This is a genomic window from Streptomyces sp. NPDC034049, assembly GCF_055575575.1.
Genome location: NZ_JBVISJ010000005.1, coordinates 557,952 through 576,091 on the forward strand (window position 1 = coordinate 557,952; position 18,140 = coordinate 576,091).

Annotated in this window: 18 protein-coding genes and 2 pseudogenes; 10 read left to right on the forward strand and 10 right to left on the reverse strand. The window is 69.6% G+C overall.

The annotated features are described in order from the left end of the window. Positions 1-87: 87 nt before the first annotated feature. Complete coding sequence (locus ACZ52C_RS18665; RefSeq protein ID WP_469075729.1) at positions 88-552, forward strand: hypothetical protein; 465 nt, start codon at positions 88-90, stop codon at positions 550-552. Positions 553-656: 104 nt separating this feature from the next. Then, positions 657-1,388 carry a nucleotidyltransferase family protein gene (locus ACZ52C_RS18670; RefSeq protein WP_086804409.1) on the forward strand — a complete coding sequence of 244 codons (732 nt, stop codon included), beginning with the start codon at positions 657-659 and terminating at the stop codon, positions 1,386-1,388. A gap of 354 nt (positions 1,389-1,742) precedes the next feature. Here ACZ52C_RS18670 and ACZ52C_RS18675 read toward each other — a convergent pair whose 3' ends face one another. The 6 genes from ACZ52C_RS18675 to ACZ52C_RS18700 form a co-directional block, all read right to left on the reverse strand. Further along, positions 1,743-3,488, reverse strand: a complete 1,746-nt coding sequence (locus tag ACZ52C_RS18675; RefSeq protein ID WP_469075781.1) for a DoxX family protein — start codon at positions 3,486-3,488, stop codon at positions 1,743-1,745. 110 nt (positions 3,489-3,598) lie between these two features. Continuing rightward, entirely contained in the window at positions 3,599-4,540 is a 942-nt protein-coding gene (rlmB, locus tag ACZ52C_RS18680) for a 23S rRNA (guanosine(2251)-2'-O)-methyltransferase RlmB (RefSeq protein ID WP_086804407.1), read from the reverse strand. 156 nt (positions 4,541-4,696) lie between these two features. Further along, positions 4,697-6,100, reverse strand: a complete 1,404-nt coding sequence (gene cysS, locus ACZ52C_RS18685; protein WP_469075730.1) for a cysteine--tRNA ligase — start codon at positions 6,098-6,100, stop codon at positions 4,697-4,699. Between the two features lie 156 nt (positions 6,101-6,256). Then, positions 6,257-6,787 carry a 2-C-methyl-D-erythritol 2,4-cyclodiphosphate synthase gene (gene ispF, locus ACZ52C_RS18690; protein ID WP_045555980.1) on the reverse strand — a complete coding sequence of 177 codons (531 nt, stop codon included), beginning with the start codon at positions 6,785-6,787 and terminating at the stop codon, positions 6,257-6,259. Further along, a complete protein-coding gene (gene ispD, locus ACZ52C_RS18695; RefSeq protein ID WP_469075731.1) occupies positions 6,777-7,541 on the reverse strand; it encodes a 2-C-methyl-D-erythritol 4-phosphate cytidylyltransferase in 765 nt (254 codons plus the stop codon). Before ispD ends, ispF begins: the two co-directional genes overlap by 11 nt. 351 nt (positions 7,542-7,892) lie before the next feature. After that, on the reverse strand, positions 7,893-8,375 hold the full coding sequence (locus tag ACZ52C_RS18700; protein ID WP_003953493.1) for a CarD family transcriptional regulator: 483 nt from the start codon (positions 8,373-8,375) through the stop codon (positions 7,893-7,895). 620 nt (positions 8,376-8,995) lie between these two features. On the opposite strand from ACZ52C_RS18700, the gene ACZ52C_RS18705 reads away from it, so the two are divergent. Further along, positions 8,996-9,691 (forward strand): copper chaperone PCu(A)C domain-containing protein, encoded by a 696-nt coding sequence (locus ACZ52C_RS18705; RefSeq protein ID WP_469075732.1) that lies wholly within the window; start codon positions 8,996-8,998, stop codon positions 9,689-9,691. Positions 9,692-9,801: 110 nt separating this feature from the next. Here the strand turns inward: ACZ52C_RS18705 and phoP are convergent, their stop codons facing one another. Together phoP and phoR are read right to left on the reverse strand one after the other, a co-directional pair. Continuing rightward, a complete protein-coding gene (gene phoP / locus ACZ52C_RS18710) occupies positions 9,802-10,473 on the reverse strand; it encodes a two-component system response regulator PhoP (protein ID WP_469075782.1) in 672 nt (223 codons plus the stop codon). Between the two features lie 5 nt (positions 10,474-10,478). Continuing rightward, entirely contained in the window at positions 10,479-11,744 is a 1,266-nt protein-coding gene (gene phoR, locus ACZ52C_RS18715; RefSeq protein WP_469075733.1) for a two-component system sensor histidine kinase PhoR, read from the reverse strand. A 299-nt stretch (positions 11,745-12,043) separates the two neighbouring features. On the opposite strand from phoR, the gene phoU reads away from it, so the two are divergent. From phoU to ACZ52C_RS18730, 3 genes are all read left to right on the forward strand, one after another. Continuing rightward, complete coding sequence (gene phoU, locus ACZ52C_RS18720; RefSeq protein ID WP_469075734.1) at positions 12,044-12,742, forward strand: phosphate signaling complex protein PhoU; 699 nt, start codon at positions 12,044-12,046, stop codon at positions 12,740-12,742. A 757-nt stretch (positions 12,743-13,499) separates the two neighbouring features. Next, on the forward strand, positions 13,500-13,748 hold the full coding sequence (locus ACZ52C_RS18725; protein ID WP_469075735.1) for an SCO4226 family nickel-binding protein: 249 nt from the start codon (positions 13,500-13,502) through the stop codon (positions 13,746-13,748). A gap of 195 nt (positions 13,749-13,943) precedes the next feature. Beyond that, the gene (locus ACZ52C_RS18730) at positions 13,944-14,231 is read left to right on the forward strand and encodes a hypothetical protein (RefSeq protein ID WP_469075736.1); all 288 of its coding nucleotides are present in this window, start codon (positions 13,944-13,946) and stop codon (positions 14,229-14,231) included. Between the two features lie 239 nt (positions 14,232-14,470). Here ACZ52C_RS18730 and ACZ52C_RS18735 read toward each other — a convergent pair whose 3' ends face one another. After that, positions 14,471-14,968 carry a hypothetical protein gene (locus tag ACZ52C_RS18735; RefSeq protein ID WP_469075737.1) on the reverse strand — a complete coding sequence of 166 codons (498 nt, stop codon included), beginning with the start codon at positions 14,966-14,968 and terminating at the stop codon, positions 14,471-14,473. 383 nt (positions 14,969-15,351) lie between these two features. Between ACZ52C_RS18735 and ACZ52C_RS18740 the strand changes: the two genes are divergently transcribed. The 4 genes and pseudogenes from ACZ52C_RS18740 to ACZ52C_RS18755 all read left to right on the forward strand — a co-directional run bounded on the left by ACZ52C_RS18740 (position 15,352) and on the right by ACZ52C_RS18755 (position 16,893). After that, positions 15,352-16,014: a formylglycine-generating enzyme family protein gene (locus ACZ52C_RS18740; protein WP_469075738.1), complete on the forward strand. Its 663-nt coding sequence runs from the start codon at positions 15,352-15,354 to the stop codon at positions 16,012-16,014. Positions 16,015-16,176: 162 nt separating this feature from the next. Next, positions 16,177-16,378, forward strand: a pseudogene (locus ACZ52C_RS18745) (transposase family protein); the annotation flags it as partial. Positions 16,379-16,390: 12 nt separating this feature from the next. Further along, a pseudogene (locus ACZ52C_RS18750) lies at positions 16,391-16,578 on the forward strand (site-specific integrase); the annotation flags it as partial. Between the two features lie 39 nt (positions 16,579-16,617). After that, entirely contained in the window at positions 16,618-16,893 is a 276-nt protein-coding gene (locus ACZ52C_RS18755) for a ribosomal protein L7/L12 (RefSeq protein ID WP_469075739.1), read from the forward strand. 395 nt (positions 16,894-17,288) lie between these two features. Here the strand turns inward: ACZ52C_RS18755 and ACZ52C_RS18760 are convergent, their stop codons facing one another. Beyond that, on the reverse strand, positions 17,289-17,870 hold the full coding sequence (locus tag ACZ52C_RS18760) for a hypothetical protein (RefSeq protein ID WP_469075740.1): 582 nt from the start codon (positions 17,868-17,870) through the stop codon (positions 17,289-17,291). Positions 17,871-18,140: the final 270 nt, after the last annotated feature.

Genomic DNA, 18,140 nt, shown 5'->3' on the forward strand with positions numbered 1-18,140 from the left:
CCTGCCCTCCGAACAACGGCGCTCCGGCGTCCCCCATACCGGTGACCCAATGTCGCCATATCACTACCCCGCGCTACCCTCACTCGCGTGAAGCACACCCACACCTACACCCCACGGACGCGGCGCGGCCGCGGCCCCGCCCGCCGGATCGGCCGTTCCCTGGCCCTGGTCCTGCCCGTCGTCCTGGTCCTCTCCGGCACCCTCGCGGTCACCCGGGTCCAATGGACCACCACGGACCCCGACCAATCGGTCCTCGCCGCCTCCGACGTGGCCGAGCTGGACGCCGCCGAGCGCGCCAAGTCCCGCGCCCCGCACGAGGTGCTCCAGGACAAACTCCTGCTGGAGCTCCAGGACGAGGACCCCGGAGTCGCCCTCACCCACCTCCAGGAGGCGGTGAACGAGCGCCCGTCGCTGGCCAAGCACTGCACCTCCATCGCCCGCGCCCTCGGCCGTGCCGCCGTCCGCGCCTACGGTCCCACCCGGGCCCAGAGCTTCGCCCGCCCCGTCTGCGACACCTCCTACGCGACCGGGGTGGCCGCCCAGTTCGCCTGACCACCCCGGCGGCCCACCGGGGCACCCCACCCCGGTGACACCCTCTCCCGCGCCGATCACAGGGCCGTGCTCCCGCGAACGGGGCGCCACGTACAGTTCGGGTCATGACCGATCCGAACGCCGCGTCGCGCCCCGTTCAAGCCGTCGTCCTCGCCGGTGGCCAGGGCTCACGGCTGCGTCCGTACACCGACGACCGGCCTAAGCCCATGGTCGAGATCCCCGGTACGGGCACGCCGATCATCGGCCATCAGCTCACCTGGCTCGCCGAGGAGGGCGTGACCGACGTGGTCGTCTCCTGCGGCCATCTCGCCGACGTCCTGCAGAAGTGGCTGGACTCCGCCGACCTCCCGGTCCGCGTCACCACGGTCGTCGAGACGGAGCCCCTGGGCCGAGGCGGAGGCCTCAAGTACGCCGCCGCCCACCTCCCGCACCCCGACCAGCCCTGGTACGCCACCAACGGCGACATCTGGACCCGTTTCTCGCTCCGCGACATGGCGGACTTCCACACCGAGCGCGACGCCGTCGCCACCCTCGCCCTGGCCCGTCCGCGCATCCCCTGGGGCGCCGTGAAGACGGACGGCTTCGGCCGCGTCACGGACTTCATCGAGGCCCCGCCCACCACGTACGAGATCAACGCCGGCGTCTACGTGTTCTCCCCGGAGTTCACCGACCTCCTCCCGGCCCGCGGCGACCACGAGCGCACCACCTTCCCCCGCCTCGCCCGGGAACGCCGCCTCGCGGGCTTCCCCATCCCCCAGGGCGCCTACTGGCGCGCCATCGACACGGCGAAGGACCTGACAGAGGCAGCGAAGGAACTGGCCGCCCTGAGCCGCTAGGGGGTGTTTCGAAAGTCCTGTGCGGTGCCCGCGGTGTCCGGTGCGTGCTCTCGGCGTGCCGGACGAAAGCCCTCGTACTGGACGTACTTGGGCTTTTGGCCGGTGCGGCGAGAGGGCGTGCCGGGCGCCGTGGGTGCTGGGCGGGACGTTCGAAACACCCCCTAGGGCGCCTTTCGAAGCCACGGCTCTCATAGGGGCGCGGGGAACTGCGCGAGAAGCCCCACGCACCCGCGGCCGCCGACGAAACCCGCTCCCCCGAGCTCCCAGGCGCCTCTCTCGCACACCGATGGGCCCCGCGCGAAGAATCACGCGGGGCCCATCGTCACGTAGACGCAGCCGGACGAACTGAACGACCTACCCGAGCAGCCCTCCGACCAGCCCAGGCTGCCCACCGGAAGAGCTCCCCCCGGTGGACCCCCCGGAGGACGTCGCCCCACCGGTCGCCCCGCTGGAAGCGCCCCCACTGGAAGTGGGCCCCGCCGTCGTGCTCGGCGCCTGCTCCACCGGCGCCGACTGCTGCGGCGGCGCCTGCCCGATCGTCCCCTGCGTCTGGCTCGGCTGCCCCCCGGTCACCGCCCCGGTGGACCGCGTGGCCCCCGGCGTGGTCGCAGCCCCCGAAGGCGAAGCCGACGTCGCGCCCGCGGTGGGCGTGTCGGACGCGGACGGGCTGTTCTCGCGCCGCGCACTCGGCTCACCCGGCAGCGGCGACCCCGGCAGCTCGTTGCGCGGCGCCTCCCCGGGACCGGGAACGACGATCCGGTCGGCGTCCCGCACGGCCCCGCCGAGCACGGACCCGACGAGCAGGGTCAGCCCGACGACGATCGCGGTCACGAGCGCGCCCCGGCGCAGTACGTACCGCCGCAGCTCCCAGATGTCGGCGCGCGGCCCGAGCGTGCGCCAGGCACCGCCCGCGAGCCGCCCGTCGATCGAGTACACCGGCGCGCCCGCGATGATCAGCGGGGACCAGGCGGCGAGATAGATGATGTCGGGCGTCTCGTAGACGGGGACGGTCTTCCAGCTGACGGTCACGAGCAGCGCGGCCGACAGCAGCGCCCCGACACCGGCGGCGACCCGCTGCCACAGACCGAAGACGGTCAGCACACCGACGATGACCTGGGCGAAGGCGATGACGAGCCCCGAGCCCACCGGGTGTTCGAGGGCGAACTGCCGCAACGGCTCCGCGACTTCCCACGGGTGCAGCGTGTTCAGCCACTTGACCATGGAGCCGCGCTTGCCGCCGTCGAAGTAGTGCGGGTCGCAGAGCTTGCCCATACCGGCGTAGATGGAGATGAAGCCGAGGAAGACCCGCAGCGGCAGCAGCACCACCCCGAGGTTCATGCGGCGGCCGGGGTAATAGGCGTGCCGGACGGGCTCGTTGCCGGTCCGGCGTCCGCCGCGCCCCTCCTCGCCGTGGGCCCGGTCGTCGTACGGGTCCGTGAAGTCGTCGTCCCCGTAGGCGCCTTGGCCGGGGCCTGCCGGGTCGTAGCGGGGTTCGTCGTAGGCGCTGTCGACCGTGCGCATGGTGGGGAGCAGCCGGGTGCCGTCACCGCCGACGTGGTCGCCGTGCGTGCGCTGGCTGCCGACGATGGGTGTCTCCACCGTCTCGACGGTCAAGCCGGCGCCGTACCGCCCGTTTTCGGCGTCGTAGCGCCCGCCGCCGGCGTCGTAGCCACCGCCACCCGTGCCGTCGACGCGGGGGATGACCTGGGTCGATCCCGTGTCGCCCAGCGGGTCGGGGAGGCCGACGCCCGCGCCGCGCACCGCCTGGAGGAGCCGGTGGGCCCCGGTGTCGTCGGGCGCGGACTTCCCGCTCCAGACGACCGGCGCGCGCCGACGCCCGGCGGCGGGCGCGCCGGAGCGCCCCGCCATGCCCACGACGGGGATGCGCGTGGTGTCCTCGGTGGCGCTCAGGTGCCGTGCGATGCGCGGGGACGCCCGCGTGGAGGCGCCCAACTGCACGCGGAAGCTCGCGTGGTTGACGATGACCTGCGCCGGATCGCTCGGCACCTTCACCATGCTCAGCGCGGGAGCGTCGTCGAATCCCGAGTCGAAGCCCGACGAACGGTCCCCCGTGGGTGTGCGGGGTGTTCTGGTGTCCACACTCATCTAACCGAGTGACGTGTCGTTAGGACACTGCTTTGACCGCCCCGATCTGTCCGGACCCCGTCAAGGTGATCCAGAACGACCAGAACCCCCGGTCACAGCCCTTCTCAGGCCCTGCGGCGCGCCGCCTCGTACAGCACAACTCCCGCCGCCACACCGGCGTTCAACGACTCGGCGCCACCCGGCATCGGGATCCGCACCCGGAAGTCACAGGTCTCGCCGACGAGGCGGGACAGACCCTTGCCCTCGCTGCCGACCACGATCACGACGGGACCCTCCAGGGCCGCCAACTCGCCCACCTCGGCCTCGCCGTCGGCGGCGAGGCCGACCACGACGACACCGGCCTTCTTGTAGGCCTCCAGCGCGCGCGTGAGGTTGGTGGCGCGCGCGACGGGCGTACGGGCGGCCGTACCGGCGGATGTCTTCCACGCACCGGCGGTCATGCCGGCCGCGCGCCGCTCGGGCACGACGACCCCGTGCCCGCCGAACGCGGAGACGGACCGGACGACGGCACCGAGGTTGCGCGGGTCGGTCACCCCGTCGAGGGCGACGATCAGCGGGTCCTCACCCTCGTCGTACGCGGCGGCCACCAGGTCCTCCGGGTGCGCGTACTCGTACGGCGGGACCTGGAGGACGAGCCCCTGGTGGTTGAGGCCGTTGGTCATGCGGTCCAGCTCGGGGCGGGGCGCCTCCATGAGGTTGATGCCACCGCGCTCGGCGGCGAGCTGGAGCGCCTCGCGCACCCGCTCGTCGTTGTCGATGAACTGCTGGACGTAGAGCGTCGAGGCGGGCACGCCCTCGCGCAGCGCCTCGACGACGGGGTTGCGGCCCACGACCATCTCGGACGTGCCCTTGCCGCCCCGCCCCCGCGGCGTGGGACGGCGGGCGGCCTGCTTCGCCTTGGCGTTGGCGATGCGGTTCGCCTTGTGCTTCTTGCGCATCTCGGCGGGCGGCGTCGGGCCCCTGCCCTCGAGCCCCTTGCGCCGCTGGCCGCCACTGCCGACCTGCGCGCCCTTCTTGCCGGACATGCGGCGGTTGTTAGCGGCCATGACCTACCCGTCTCCTGAGATGCGTGCCTGTGTACAACATCGTGTGTACAACATCGTGTGTACGTATTCGTGCGTACGTATTCGTGTGTGCTCAATGCAGTGTGCCGCCCGGAAGCCCGGGCGGCACAATCGATCAAGGTTGACCGGACGTCCGGCTCAGCGCGGGCCGAGCGTCCAGCGGGGGCCGTCCGGGCTGTCCTCGATGACCAGACCGGACTGGTTGAGCTGGTCGCGGATGGCGTCGGCGGTGGCCCAGTCCTTGCGGGCGCGCGCCGCCTCCCGCTGCTGGAGGACCAGCCCGACGAGGGTGTCGACGACCCCGTGGAGGTCCTCGCCCCGGTCGGCGCCGTCACCGGCCCAGTGCGCGTCCAGCGGGTCGAGACCCAGGACTGCGAGCATGGCCCGCACCTCGGCGAGCCGTGCCACGGCCTCTTCCTTGTCGTCGGCGGCCAGCGCGCTGTTGCCCTGCCGGACCGTGGTGTGCACGACGGCGAGCGCCTGTGGCACGCCCAGGTCGTCGTCCATGGCCTCGGCGAACGCCGGCGGCACCTCGGCCGCGGGCTCGACGATCCCGCCGGCCTTCTCGACGACCCGCTGGACGAACCCCTCGATCCGGGCGAACGCCGACTCGGCCTCGCGCAGGGCGTCCTCGCTGTACTCGATCATCGACCGGTAGTGCGGGGTGCCCAGGTAGTACCGGAGGACGATGGGCCGCCAGTGCTTGACCATCTCGGAGACGAGGACGCTGTTGCCCAGCGACTTCGACATCTTCTCGCCGCTCATGGTGACCCAGGCGTTGTGCACCCAGTACTTCGCGAACTCGTCGCCGAAGGCCTTGGCCTGCGCGATCTCGTTCTCGTGGTGCGGGAAGATCAGGTCGAGGCCGCCGCCGTGGATGTCGAAGGCGCTGCCCAGGTACTTGTGGGCCATGGCGGAGCACTCCAGGTGCCACCCCGGCCGCCCCCTGCCCCAGGGCGTCTCCCAGGTCGGCTCCCCCGGCTTCGCCGACTTCCACATGGCGAAGTCGCGCGGGTCGCGCTTGCCGGTCTCGCCCTCGCCCGAGGGCTGGAGCAGGTTGTCCAGCTCCTGGTTGGACAACTGGAGGTACCCCGGGAAGGACCGCACGTCGAAGTAGACGTTGCCGTCGGCCTCGTAGGCGTGTCCGCGCTCGATCAGCCCGCGCATCATCTCGACCATCTCGGTCACGTGCCCGGTGGCACGCGGCTCGTAGGTCGGCGGCAGGCAACCGAGCACGCTGTACCCGTGGTTGAAGGCGCGCTCGTTCTCGTACCCGATGGACCACCACGGGCGGCCCTGGTCGGCCGCCTTCGTGATGATCTTGTCGTCGATGTCCGTGACGTTCCTGATGAACGTCACGTCGTACCCGCGGTACTCGAACCACCGGCGCATGATGTCGAAGTTGAGCCCCGACCGGATGTGCCCGATGTGCGGGGCCGCCTGCACCGTGGCGCCACACAGGTAGATCGAGACACAACCCGGCGTGAGCGGGGCGAAGTCACGGATCTGCCGGGCGCTGGTGTCGTACAGGCGAATAGTCACGCCTCAAGAGTAGTAGGCCCCGACGCGTGTCCCGCCCCGATCACCCCAAGGACCACGGTTTCGTGACGTTCGGGAGAACCCGCGCCCGAACCCGCGCCCCGCAAGGACGAGGGAACCGCGCGAGAAGCCCCCACCGTCCCGCACCCGACGACGCGCTCACCCCACCCGAGCGACCAGCGCGGTGGCGACCGCCATCAACCCCTCACCCCGCCCCGGAAACCCCAGCCCGTCAGTCGTCGCACCCGAGACCGACACCGGCGCCCCCACCACCTCGGACAACACCTTCTGCGCCTCGTCCCGCCGCTTCCCGATCTTCGGCCGGGCACCCACCACCTGCACCGCCACGTTCCCGATGACGAACCCCCCGGCCCGCACGATCCGCGCGGCCTCCGCCAGCAACGTCACCCCCGACGCCCCGGCCCACTCCGGCCGCCCCGTCCCGAAGTGCTGCCCGAGATCCCCCATCCCGGCCGCGGAGAACAGCGCGTTGCAGGCCGCGTGCGCGACGACGTCCGCGTCGGAGTGCCCGGCCAGCCCCGGCCCCTCCCCCTCCCACTTCAGCCCGGCGCACCACAGCTCCCGCCCCTCCTCGAAGGCGTGGATGTCGGTACCGATCCCGACCTGCGGCAACACCACGGAACCCGGCAGGGACCCCGGCAGCGCCCCCGGTGTCGTCTCAGAACCCATCGTTCAGCCTCCTGCGCGCCAGAACCGCCTCCGCGAGCACCAGGTCCAGCGGTCGCGTCACCTTGAACGCCTCCTCGTGCCCGGGCACGACCACGACCCCGAGCCCGAGGCGCTCGACCATGCTCGCGTCGTCGGTCACCTCCCCGGTGACCGTCTCGTGCGCCCGCACCAGGGTCTCCCGGTCGAAGCCCTGCGGTGTCTGCACGGCCCGCAGCCGCGCCCGCTCCGGCGTGGCGACGACCGGTTCCGGCGCCCCCGGCGCGTCCACCGGCTCGACCTCCTTGACCGTGTCGGCGAGCGGCAGCGCGGGCACCACGGCCGGCGCCCCGTCCCGTACGGCCTCGATGACCGCGTCGACCGTGTCGACGGGCACCAGCGGGCGGGCCGCGTCGTGGACGAGGACGATGTCGTAGCCGGGCGGCAGCGCGTCCAGGCCCTGCTTCACCGACTCCTGGCGCGACTCACCCCCGGGCACGACGAGGAAGTCGGTCCGCTCGGGCAGCGCGTGCGCGTCGAGAAGGCTCTTGACCTCGGGGGCGCCGTCGGGCGGCGCCACCACGATCACCAGGGAGACGGCACGGGACGCGGCCATGGCCCGCACCGCGTGGATCAGCATCGGGGTGCCGTTCAGCGCGCGTAGCGCCTTGGGGGCGCCCGGACCGAGGCGTACGCCCCGGCCGGCGGCCGGGATCACGGCCGCCGTGCGGGTCGCCGTACCGGTTCCGGAAGGGGATGGGCGCGAATCGTCAGACATCGGTTCCTGTCAGGTTTGTGTGCTCGGCCTACGTGGGTATGGCCACAGCGTGCCGGGCGCGACGCCTTGACCGGACCCTTCCGTGACATCTGGTCGAGCCAGCTGCCCGGGCCCGGCACGCCTAGTACGAGTACCGCGTACTCATGAGCACCGGGGCACGCCAAGTATCGCCGAGTATCAGGGACCCCTTCAGGCGTTCGGCATCCCGGGTACGAACATGCCGCAGCGCCCGGCGACATCATGCGTCATCGGGCACCGCGGCATTTCGATGTGCTGCTGCGCTGAACGGCTGAACTGAAGGCCGTGCGGGCTGGCTGCCTGCCGTAGGTCAGTTCGAAGTTGCAGTCAGTTTCAGGACGCGAGGACCTCGTCGAGCAGGGCCTCGGCCTTGTCCTCGTTGGTGTTCTCCGCGAGGGCGAGCTCGCTCACCAGGATCTGGCGGGCCTTGGCGAGCATGCGCTTCTCACCGGCGGACAGTCCGCGCTCGCGCTCACGACGCCACAGGTCACGCACGACTTCCGCGACCTTGATGACATCGCCGGAGGCGAGCTTCTCCAGATTTGCCTTGTAGCGACGCGACCAGTTCGTGGGCTCCTCGGCATACGGCGCGCGCAGCACCTCGAAGACCCGGTCCAGGCCGTCCTGCCCGACCACATCACGTACGCCGACGAACTCCGCATTGTCCGCTGGCACACGCACAGTCAGGTCGCCCTGAGCGACCTTGAGCACCAAGTAGGTCTTGTCCACGCCTTTGATCTGGCGAGTTTCGATGGCCTCGATCAGCGCGGCCCCGTGATGGGGATAGACCACGGTGTCGCCAACCTTGAACGTCATGTGACAGGTACCCCTTCCGTGGCTATCCAGGGTAACACGGATACGGCGGGTTCTGAATGGCGTTTTCGCAGGTCAGGGCATATCTCGGGGCTTGACAACTGCAACAGGAACGTGCTGCGGGGCCCGAACGGAAGAGGGTATCCGCAGGTGGGAGCCGCTCTCCGGGCGGAGTGAAACGCGTACGTTACACGCATCCGGAGGGCGCGGGGCGCATCCTAACGTCCCGCTTTGTCCGACTCCAAGTGTGCGACTTCCGCTACTCCGTTCGGTGCGTGGAGTCGGGTACGAGACGAATCCGGAATTGATCAAGGAGTTCGATCCAGGGCCTCTGTTCCGCCGTTACCGGATCGTGTTCTGGCGCTGTTCCTGCGGCGTTCTGGCAGTTGATCGATTTTTCGCGGAGGAGCGCATTCCTTACCGGAAATCCAGGACGCGGCCACGACGAGATCGACGACGGTTTTGCGAATGCCGACCGGGGGCGGGTGTGACCTGTCCGTCAATTGCTTCCGGTGACATGTCGGGGACTTGGGGAGGGTCGGGTGCGGCGGCGACGGGACGGCTCGGTAACCTAAGGCCGCTACAGACCACGTACCGCCCACGTTCTAGGAGTTGCCGCCGCCGTGAGCAGCAGCCTTCGACGCGGCGCCCTCGCCGCCGCCGCCATCGCGTTCTCGATCGCCTCACTCGCCGCGTGCGCCGCCGGCAACAACGCCCAGACGCTGGAGATCAAGCCGGACAACGCGGCCACCAGCGTCGGCGACATCAAGATCCAGAACGCGATCGTGGTCACCCAGCCCGGCACCGAGACCAAGGGCCCCGCCGTGGTCTCCGCGACGCTCTTCAACGCCGCCACGACCGACCAGACCCTCGACTCCGTCACCGTCGAGGGCGGCGGCACCGTCGAGCTCACGCCCGCCAAGGGCAAGGGCAAGGGCGGCAAGGTCGTCGTCCCGGCCGGCGGCTCCGTGGTCCTCGGCGGCACCGGGAACGCCTCCGCGCTCCTGTCCGAGGTCACCGACGCGGTCAAGGACGGCAACGCCCAGCAGGTCACCTTCGAGTTCAGCGAGACCGGCAAGGTCTCCCTGCGCGCCTTCGTGGTCCCCGCCGAGCACTACTTCGAGAAGTGGGGCCCGTCCGACATCCCCGAGGCCCCCGCCGCCAGCGCCTCCCCGTCCGAGGAGGCCGACGGCTCCGCCTCCCCCGACGGCACGGGCTCGCCGTCCGCCGACGCGACGGCCACCGAGGAGGAGGGCACCGCCGCCGGCTCCACGGCCTCGCCGTCGTCCTCGGCCGCCGGGGAGACCACGGGCCACTGAGGCCCGCCGAGACCCCCGGGTCCGTCGAGACCCGACCCTGTACGCCGAAGGGCGGCATCCCCGGGAGGGGTGCCGCCCTTCGGCGTACGGCGGGTGTGCGGCCGTAGGGCCTACGGCTCAAACTTGTAGCCCAGTCCCCGCACCGTCACCAGATACCGAGGCGCTCCCGGGTCCGGCTCGATCTTGGCGCGGAGGCGCTTGACGTGGACGTCGAGGGTCTTGGTGTCACCGACGTAGTCGGCGCCCCAGACGCGGTCGATGAGCTGCATACGGGTCAGGACGCGGCCCGCGTTCCGCAGCAGCATTTCGAGCAGGTCGAACTCCTTGAGGGGGAGGTCGACCTTGGAGCCGGAGACGGTGACGACGTGGCGGTCGACGTCCATCCGGACGGGCCCCGCCTCCAGCGCGGCGGGGGTGACCTCCTCGGGCTCGCCGCGGCGGCGCAGTACGGCCCGGATACGGGCGACGAGCTCGCGGGAGGAGAAGGGCTTGGTGACATAGTCGTCGGCTCCTATTTCCAGGCCCACGACCTTGTCGATCTCGCTGTCCTTGGCGGTCACCATGATCACCGGGACATTGGAACGGCCGCGCAGCTGACGGCAGACCTCGGTGCCCGGCAGACCGGGCAGCATCAGGTCGAGCAGGACGAGGTCGGCTCCGTTGCGGTCGAACTCGTCGAGGCCGTCGGGCCCGGTGGTCGCGATGGCGACCTCGAAGCCCTCCTTGCGGAGCATGTAGGACAGGGCGTCGGAGAAGGACTCCTCGTCCTCGACGACGAGCACTCGGGTCACGGAAGGACCTCCGGGGCGGGAAGCGGTCCGTACGGTTCGTACGGGGATCTGGCGGTGTGAGGCTGTCCGTCCTCGTCGTCGAGGTCCGGGTGCTGGGCCACGCGGTCACGGGACGCGCCCGCCTCCGGCAGCCTGAGCGTGAACGTGGAGCCCTGTCCCTCCGAGCTCCACACCGTGACTTCCCCGCCGTGCGAGGCGGCCACGTGCTTGACGATCGCGAGGCCGAGTCCCGTACCGCCGGTCTGGCGGGAGCGGGCCGGGTCCACGCGGTAGAAGCGCTCGAAGATGCGCTCCTTGTCCTTGTCCGAGATGCCGATGCCCTGGTCGGTCACGGCGATCTCGATATGGTCCCCGCCGGGGGCGGTCACCCGGCGTGCGGCTATGCCGACGCGGGTGCGGGCCGGGGAGTAGTTGACGGCGTTCTCCACGAGGTTGCCGAGGGCGGCGGCCAGCTGACCGCGGTTGCCCCAGACACGCAGCTCGGCGGTGCCTCCGGCGGCCATGGTGATCTGTTTGGTGCCGGCCTGGTGACGACAGCGGTCGACGGCCTCGGCGACCAGCTCGTCCACCCGTACCGGCTCGGCGTCCTCCAGCGGGTCGTCGTTCTGCACCCGGGAGAGGTCGATCAGCTCCTGCACGAGGTTGGTGAGCCGGGTGGCCTCGATCTGCATGCGCCCGGCGAACCGTTCCACCGCCTCCGGGTCGTCCGAGGCGCCCATGACCGCCTCGGAGAGGAGGGAGAGGGCGCCGACGGGCGTCTTCAGCTCATGGCTGACGTTGGCGACGAAATCCCGTCGCACGGCCTCTATCCGGCGGGCCTCGGTGAGGTCCTCGACCAGAAGCAGCACGAGCCGGGAGCCGAGCGGCGCGACGCGCGCGGAGACGGCGAGCGCCTCGCCGCGTCCCGTGCCGCGCCGGGGCAGGTCCAGCTCGACCTGTCGTATCTCGCCGTCGCGGCGGGTGTCGCGGGCCATCTTGAGCATCGGCTCGATGGAGAGCTTGCCGCCCCGCACGAGCCCGAGGGCGTACGCGGCGGAGCTGGCCTTGACGACGGCGTCCGCCTCGTCGAGGACGACGGCGGACGAGCGGAGCACGGACAGCACGGTGTCGACGCCGGGCGGGAGCACGGGGTCGGTGTGCAGGGAGGTTCTGGTGGGACGCTTCTGCTCGCGCTCGCTGAAGCGGAACGCCAGCATCGCGATGACACCGGTAAGCACTCCGGCGATCGCTGCCGCTGCGGCGACCGCCGCGTTCACGTCCATGCATCCAGGTTAGGCACGAGGTCGGGCATCCCCACAGCGATCGGAGGGCGACCTCGAACACTCGTCGCCCAGAGTTCACCTTGGAGCCAGTATTGGTTCATTTGGGGTGGCGGAAACGGACGCGTAAGGGCCGGAACGTGGGAGCGTGGGAATCGTCCGGGGCCCCCGGTCACCGTTCGCCGTCGCCGTTCCACACGGTGGTCGGGGTACGGCCGTCCTGGCCCGGCCCGGCGGAACGGCTTCCGGAACGGCTTTTCCGGTCACCCACGAGCAGACGTACGTAAGAGAGGGACACCCTGATGCGGGACGCGTACCACGAGGAACTTGACTCGATCGGTGAGGGCCTGGTCGAGATGGCCCGACTGGTGGGGTCGGCGATCGGTCGCGCCACGACGGCGATGCTCGACGCCGACCTGAAGCTGGCCGAGAGCGTGATCGAGGCCGACAAGAAGGTCGACGACCTCCAGCACGACCTGGAGGCCCGCGCGATAGCCCTGCTGGCCCGGCAGCAGCCGGTGGCGACGGATCTCCGCATCGTCGTGACGTCGCTGCGCATGTCGGCCGACCTGGAGCGCTCGGGCGACCTCGCCCAGCACGTGGCCAAGCTGACCCGGCTGCGCTTCCCCGAGCGCGCGGTCCCGCGCGACCTGCACGCCACGATCCTGGAGATGGGCCAGCTCGCGCAGCGCCTGATGGCCAAGGCCGCCGAGGTCATCATCACCAAGGACGTCGACCTGGCGCTCCAGCTGGAGAGCGACGACGACGCGATGGACCTGCTCCACCGCACGCTCTTCCAGCACCTCATGGACGACCGCTGGAAGCACGGCATCGAGACCGCCGTCGACGTCACCCTCCTCGGCCGCTACTACGAGCGCTTCGCGGACCACGCGGTGTCGGTCGCGAAGCGCGTGGTGTACCTGGTGACGGGCGAACACGCGGACGAACTCCAGGCGGACATCCAGCCGGTGCAGCCGGTTACGGGGGTGGAGGGGGCGTAGAGAGTGCAAGGAGCGTAGGGGCGTGTGGCGGGCGTAGGGGTCCAGGGGGCCTTTCAGGCTCAGGGGTCAGGGTGGCTGGGCTCAGGGAGGCTGGGTGCGCGCGGGGCTCGGGCTCGGGTTGCTGGGCTCCGGCGCTCGAAGGCCGGGCGGGGCGTGTGAACGCCTCCATGCGCCGTTGATGCGCCCGGCTGAACGGGCGTGAAATGGGGCAATCAACGGACACAGACCCCGCAGCCGCCTTCGGCGCTGCGTGTCCGTACCGCTGTCAGTGCTGCCTGTCCGTACTACGCGTCGGTACTGCACGTTCGTACTGCGTTTCTGTGCTCGCGTCCGCGCTTCGCCTTCCATCCCTTCGAGGAGGGACCATGGCCGAATCCCCCACCAGCCCCAGCACGCCGGACCCGACACAGGTCCGGGACACTCATCAACCCGTCGCCCGCAAGCCCTTGCCCCTCTTCGGCGCCTGCGGCTGCGGCTCCGGATGCGGGTGCGGATGCCAGTCCGGCAACCCGTGCCAGTGCGGCTGACACCGACCAGCCGGCCTGCCGAACAGCAGACCAGCCGCGGCGGCTCTTCTCGTCCGCGGGAGATGGGGGCCTGTCGCTCGTGACGGGCCCCCTTCGCACGCCGCGGAGTCGCCCGAACGGCCGTACGGGCGCAGCATGAGGAGGGGAGGAAGGGGAGGGGAGGGAAGGGGACGGGACGGGACGGGACGGGACAAGGAAAAACGGGGGCGAGGACGAAGGAGGTGCGGGTCATGACCAAGTTCATGGACGTCCACCACAACATGACGGGCATCACGGAGGACCAGCTGCGTGCCGCGCACAAGGCGGACCTCGACATCGAGAAGGACGAGAACGTCCACTTCGAACGCGCCTGGGCCGACCCCGCGTCCGGCACCGTCTACTGCCTCTCCGAGGCCCCCTCCGCCGACGCGGTCCAGCGCATCCACGAACGCGCGGGCCACAAGGCGGACGAGATCCACCCGGTACCGCTGATGATCTAGCCGCACTGGTCACGTGCGGCGCGGCCGGGCCGGCGCAACCAGCGCGCGCGAGCGCTGGGCCAGCGCGATCAGCCGCTTCACCACCTCCGCACGCCCTGCCCGGTGACGCTCACCGGATGGAAGCATCCCCTTGCCGCAATCCGCGGGAGCAAGGGGGTTCTGCACATGCCAGATATGCCAGACATGCCAGTAGTGATGTCGATGCACTGGCCCGAGGTGACTCCGGAGCAGTACGACACCGTGCGAGACGCGGTCGACTGGGAGGGGGTACCGGCGGCCGGAGGTCAGATCCACGTGGCCTGGTTCGACGACCAGGGGCTCCACGTCATCGACGTGTGGGAGTCCCAACAGGCGTTCGAGACGTTCTTCGCCGAACGCCTGGCCCCCGTGATCGAGAAAACGGGCCTGACAGGCACCCCCCACACCACCTTCAGCCCCCTCCACCGCCGCTTCGTCGCCCCCGAGATCAACGGCGCGGCGTGAACAACACCTAGCCAACGCACTCCACAAAAGGCCCCCTAGAAACCGCCCCGGACGAGCCGGGGCCGGGGGCCTGTTCGGCTCTGCTGACTTCTTCTGGCCCTGGGTCTTTCCTGGGATCATGGTGAGCTGGGTTTTTGCTGGTCAGGGGTCGTGGGCTCACGCGCCTGGTGATCGTCGTTGGTCATCCTTGGCCACTGGTGAGCGGCCTCGGACGGCCCAGGGACGGCCCAGACTTCCGCTCATCGGCCCACCTGGGACGCAGTGTCCTTGGTTGCTGTGGCTCTCTGGTGCGACCGCATTGCGGTTCGCAGAGCTTCGAGTTCGGTTCGGGGAAACGGCCGGCCCCATTGCGACTCGTAGGCTTCTACGCCCTGCTCGTAGTCGATCCGGTCGAAGGCACGGACGGTCGACCGTGCGAGTGCCGTGACGGTGTGGCGGCCTGACCAAAGAACTACCCCTGAGCTGTCCGGAGCTTGGGCGTCGTCGGCCCCAACCAGGCGGGCATCAACCGCAGATCCATCTCTGTGGAAGGACCAGCGGTACACCTGTGGCTCTCCTTCGAACTCGGCGCGTGTGTCCTCGTCACCGAGGACGAGCTGGGCAACGGCGTGCAGGAACTCCTCGGGCGCGTCAGTGATGTAGGAAGCAATGACCTCTGCCTCCCCGTGATCATCAGCAACTTTGACGCTCGCCCATCCGTGGCTGCCCAACGTCCATGTGATCGCTAGAGACGACATCTTCCCCTCCTCCGGGGGGACTCTATGGACTCAGGCGCCATGCGGCCGAGCCCTCAGCTTGGGAAGCTGCGATCCTTCGAGGCTGAATCGGGGCGATGACCTGCGTTGATGGCTGACCTGCACGCTCGCGGGTGCTGTCGGCTTTCACCGTGGTTCTCCGCTGTTCCCCGCTCGATCTGGTGCGGTAGTGGTGCGGAGCTGCGGCGTCCAGGAGGTGATCAGCTGACTCCACATTCCCTTCCCGGACCTCTGCCCTCGCCCGGGATGCCCGGCTGCTAGCGTCCGGCACCATGTGGGCTCACGAGATAGTGGCCGGTCGAGCGGCATGGCGGCACACCCCTTCCGGAGTGGTCTTCCGGGCTGTCCCCGGTGGGACGTTCCTGATGGGTCTGTCCGACGCGGAACTGGACGCGGTTCGCGCCATTGAGCGGTCCGACGGCGCCGATGACGACCTCGAAGCGTTCTTCGCCGGTGCTGTCCATGCCCGGCCGGTACGAGAAGTACGGGTCGAGCCGTTCTTGATCGCCCGCCATCCGCTGACGGTGGCGCAAGCGCGGCACTGGCTGCCCGAGTACGAGGACAGCTTCGCCGACTCGGATGCAAGCACGGCCCGCTTCGAGGACGACTTGGACGACCTGCTCGGGGCGTTGCCCTTCCGGCTGCCCAGCGAGGCGGAGTGGGAGTACGCGGCCCGGGCAGGGACAACCACACTGACCTTCCGAGGGGACGGAAAGCCGGACGAGGACCATGTGCTGGACGACTTCGCCGACGAGGAGCGCACAGCCGCGGCTGAGAACGCCTTCGGCTTGGCGGCGATGGGGTCGGCGAACGAGATCTGCGCCGATGTGTGGATCCCGCACTTCACGGATGCGCCGGCGGACGCACGCCCCCGTACCGGCGACGGACCGCGCGTGGTGCGAGGAGGTGGCGGCGACCTCTCTCCGTGGCAGGGCTGCGACGAGTGGCTGCTGTTGCTCTCCGCCACCCGCGACGAGTCCCAGGACTTCACTGCGGTCCGCCCGGTCGCACCCCTGCCGACCCGTTAGGGGCATGATCTGGATGCCAGAAGGGGGCCACCTCCGAGATTTCGGAGGTGGCCCCCTTCTGCGCTGGTGCCCCGGCAGGATTCGAACCTGCGACACCCGCTTTACGAGTTGGTACGTGATAGCGGGTGAGGTGTCGCGCCAGGTGGATGGCATGATCCCGCTGTGGCGATCACGGGCAATCGGGCAGTGCTGGCGCATCGGCTGTTCACGGGGGCTCTCTCGGTCTCAGCTTGCGATCCTGGTCGAAGAGCTGGCCGAGCCGTGGCAGGCCAGGGGCGAAGGTCGTCGCCATGCGACGCGGGGCGGGGCCAGGAAGCGGGCCGCGGGTACCGGCGCCAGCCATCAGCTGGTGTTCGCCGACAGGCCAAGCGGCAACCACTTCTACGCCTCAGTGCTCCTGGACGCCGAGGAGAACGTCAAGGCTCTCGCGGAGTACCTCGATCACTCGTATCCGGGTCTGACGGTCCGCGTGTACACGCATCTCAGCCCTCCAGCCAGGAGCGGACCCGTAAAGCCGTGGCCGCTTTCTTCGGCGCCACCAAAACCATGCGACGAGACGGCTGAGGGCTCGTACGCTCCGAACCGGCGAGGGGCGGGAGGGCCATGGCGGACGAGTACTTCTTGCTGGTGTGCGACGACGTGCCCCATGACGTGGTGCTCACCGATCCCGGCGTCCGCGTGATGGACGTCGTCCAGGTCGTGCGTCGGCTGACGGGGCTGAGCCTCTGGCGCAGCAAGGTTCTGGCGACGCAGGTTCCCGCCGTGGTTCTCACCTGCGTACCGGAGGAGGACGCGGCGGCAGCCGTCTCGGCCCTCCGCGATGCGGGGGCCAGGGCAGAGACGAGAGAGCAGCCGGAGCCGGACTTCCTGAAGTACTGAGACTGAGTGCCTCGATCAACCGGCTGACGGCCCAGGGCCACCGAGCAAGCCCCCTACCAGCGGAGAACCCGCAGGCATGGGGCTTGATCAGTACCGCTTACTTCTTCTTGCCCTGGGTCTTGCCGGGGATCTTGGTGAGCTGGGTTTTTGCTGGTCAGGGGCGGTGGGCTCGTGCGCCTGGTGGTCGTTGTTGGCCACTGTTGAGCGTCCTCGGACGGCCCAGGGACGGCCCAGCTTCGCTGGGTGTGGGGCTTCGTTCGACTGACGGTCGGCACCTTCGTCGCGGTCCGTCTCACCCTCACCCTCAGCCTCAGCCGACGACCCATTGTGTGGCAGAGCCCTATGCGGTCGTGTGGCCGCTAGCGCAATCCCACCGACTCGCTTGCACTCCCGATTCACTCCTCGCTGGGGGCTATCTCCCGCCAGATGCGCATGCAGGTTGGTGAGTCCTTGACGATCCTGACGACGGCTCCGAAGGTTCGCCCATCGGCGTGCCGGAACAGGAACTCGTGTGCGCGGGTCGTAGCGTCTGTCTCCGCTCTCTGTACAGTCAGCTCCTCAGAGGGCACGCCGTACTGAGTCGCGATCCTCGACTTAGCTACCTGAGAGGCGTCCTCTTCGGAGATGACGTTGCCCCAGTCGTCGCCGTTGGCTCGCTCACGAAGCTTTCTGAATACGTCTCTAACGGCGGCGTCGACCGCCATGGCGCTCAACCCGCCCATGCCTCCAGAGGCAATGCTCAGCACGAACTCAGCGAACGAGGACGAGGCTCCCCAGTTGTAGGCGCCTTGCCGACTTTGCAGGCTGCTCATGGCCGGATATTCCGCCCCGGCCAGCCACGTGAGCCTTTCCAGTTCGCTCATAACGTCCTCGACCGAAACGGCGAGTGAGTCAAGTGCAATGATCCAGGACGTTTCAGGATCGCCACTGGGGTGGTCGGTGAGATTTACGATCACCGTGGTTGTAGAGGGCGTCATGCCTGCCTATTCCGCTGATCTGCCGTGGTGTTGAAGCGGCAGCACAGACAACAGTCGAGGTCGGGGGTCCCAATGGACGAGTCAAGCTTCAACGACCGCGATCAGTAGCCGAAGAAGTGAAGGGCCGGGTCCCTGACCTGTGGCCATGTAGTCGATCAACGCTGCGACCTGCGACTTAGACACCGTTTCTTATGGCCTGATCATTCGTTGAACCGTGCATGGCGGATCTGGTTGAGCGGTTGGTGCCAGACGAGTTATGGGTGTTGTTCC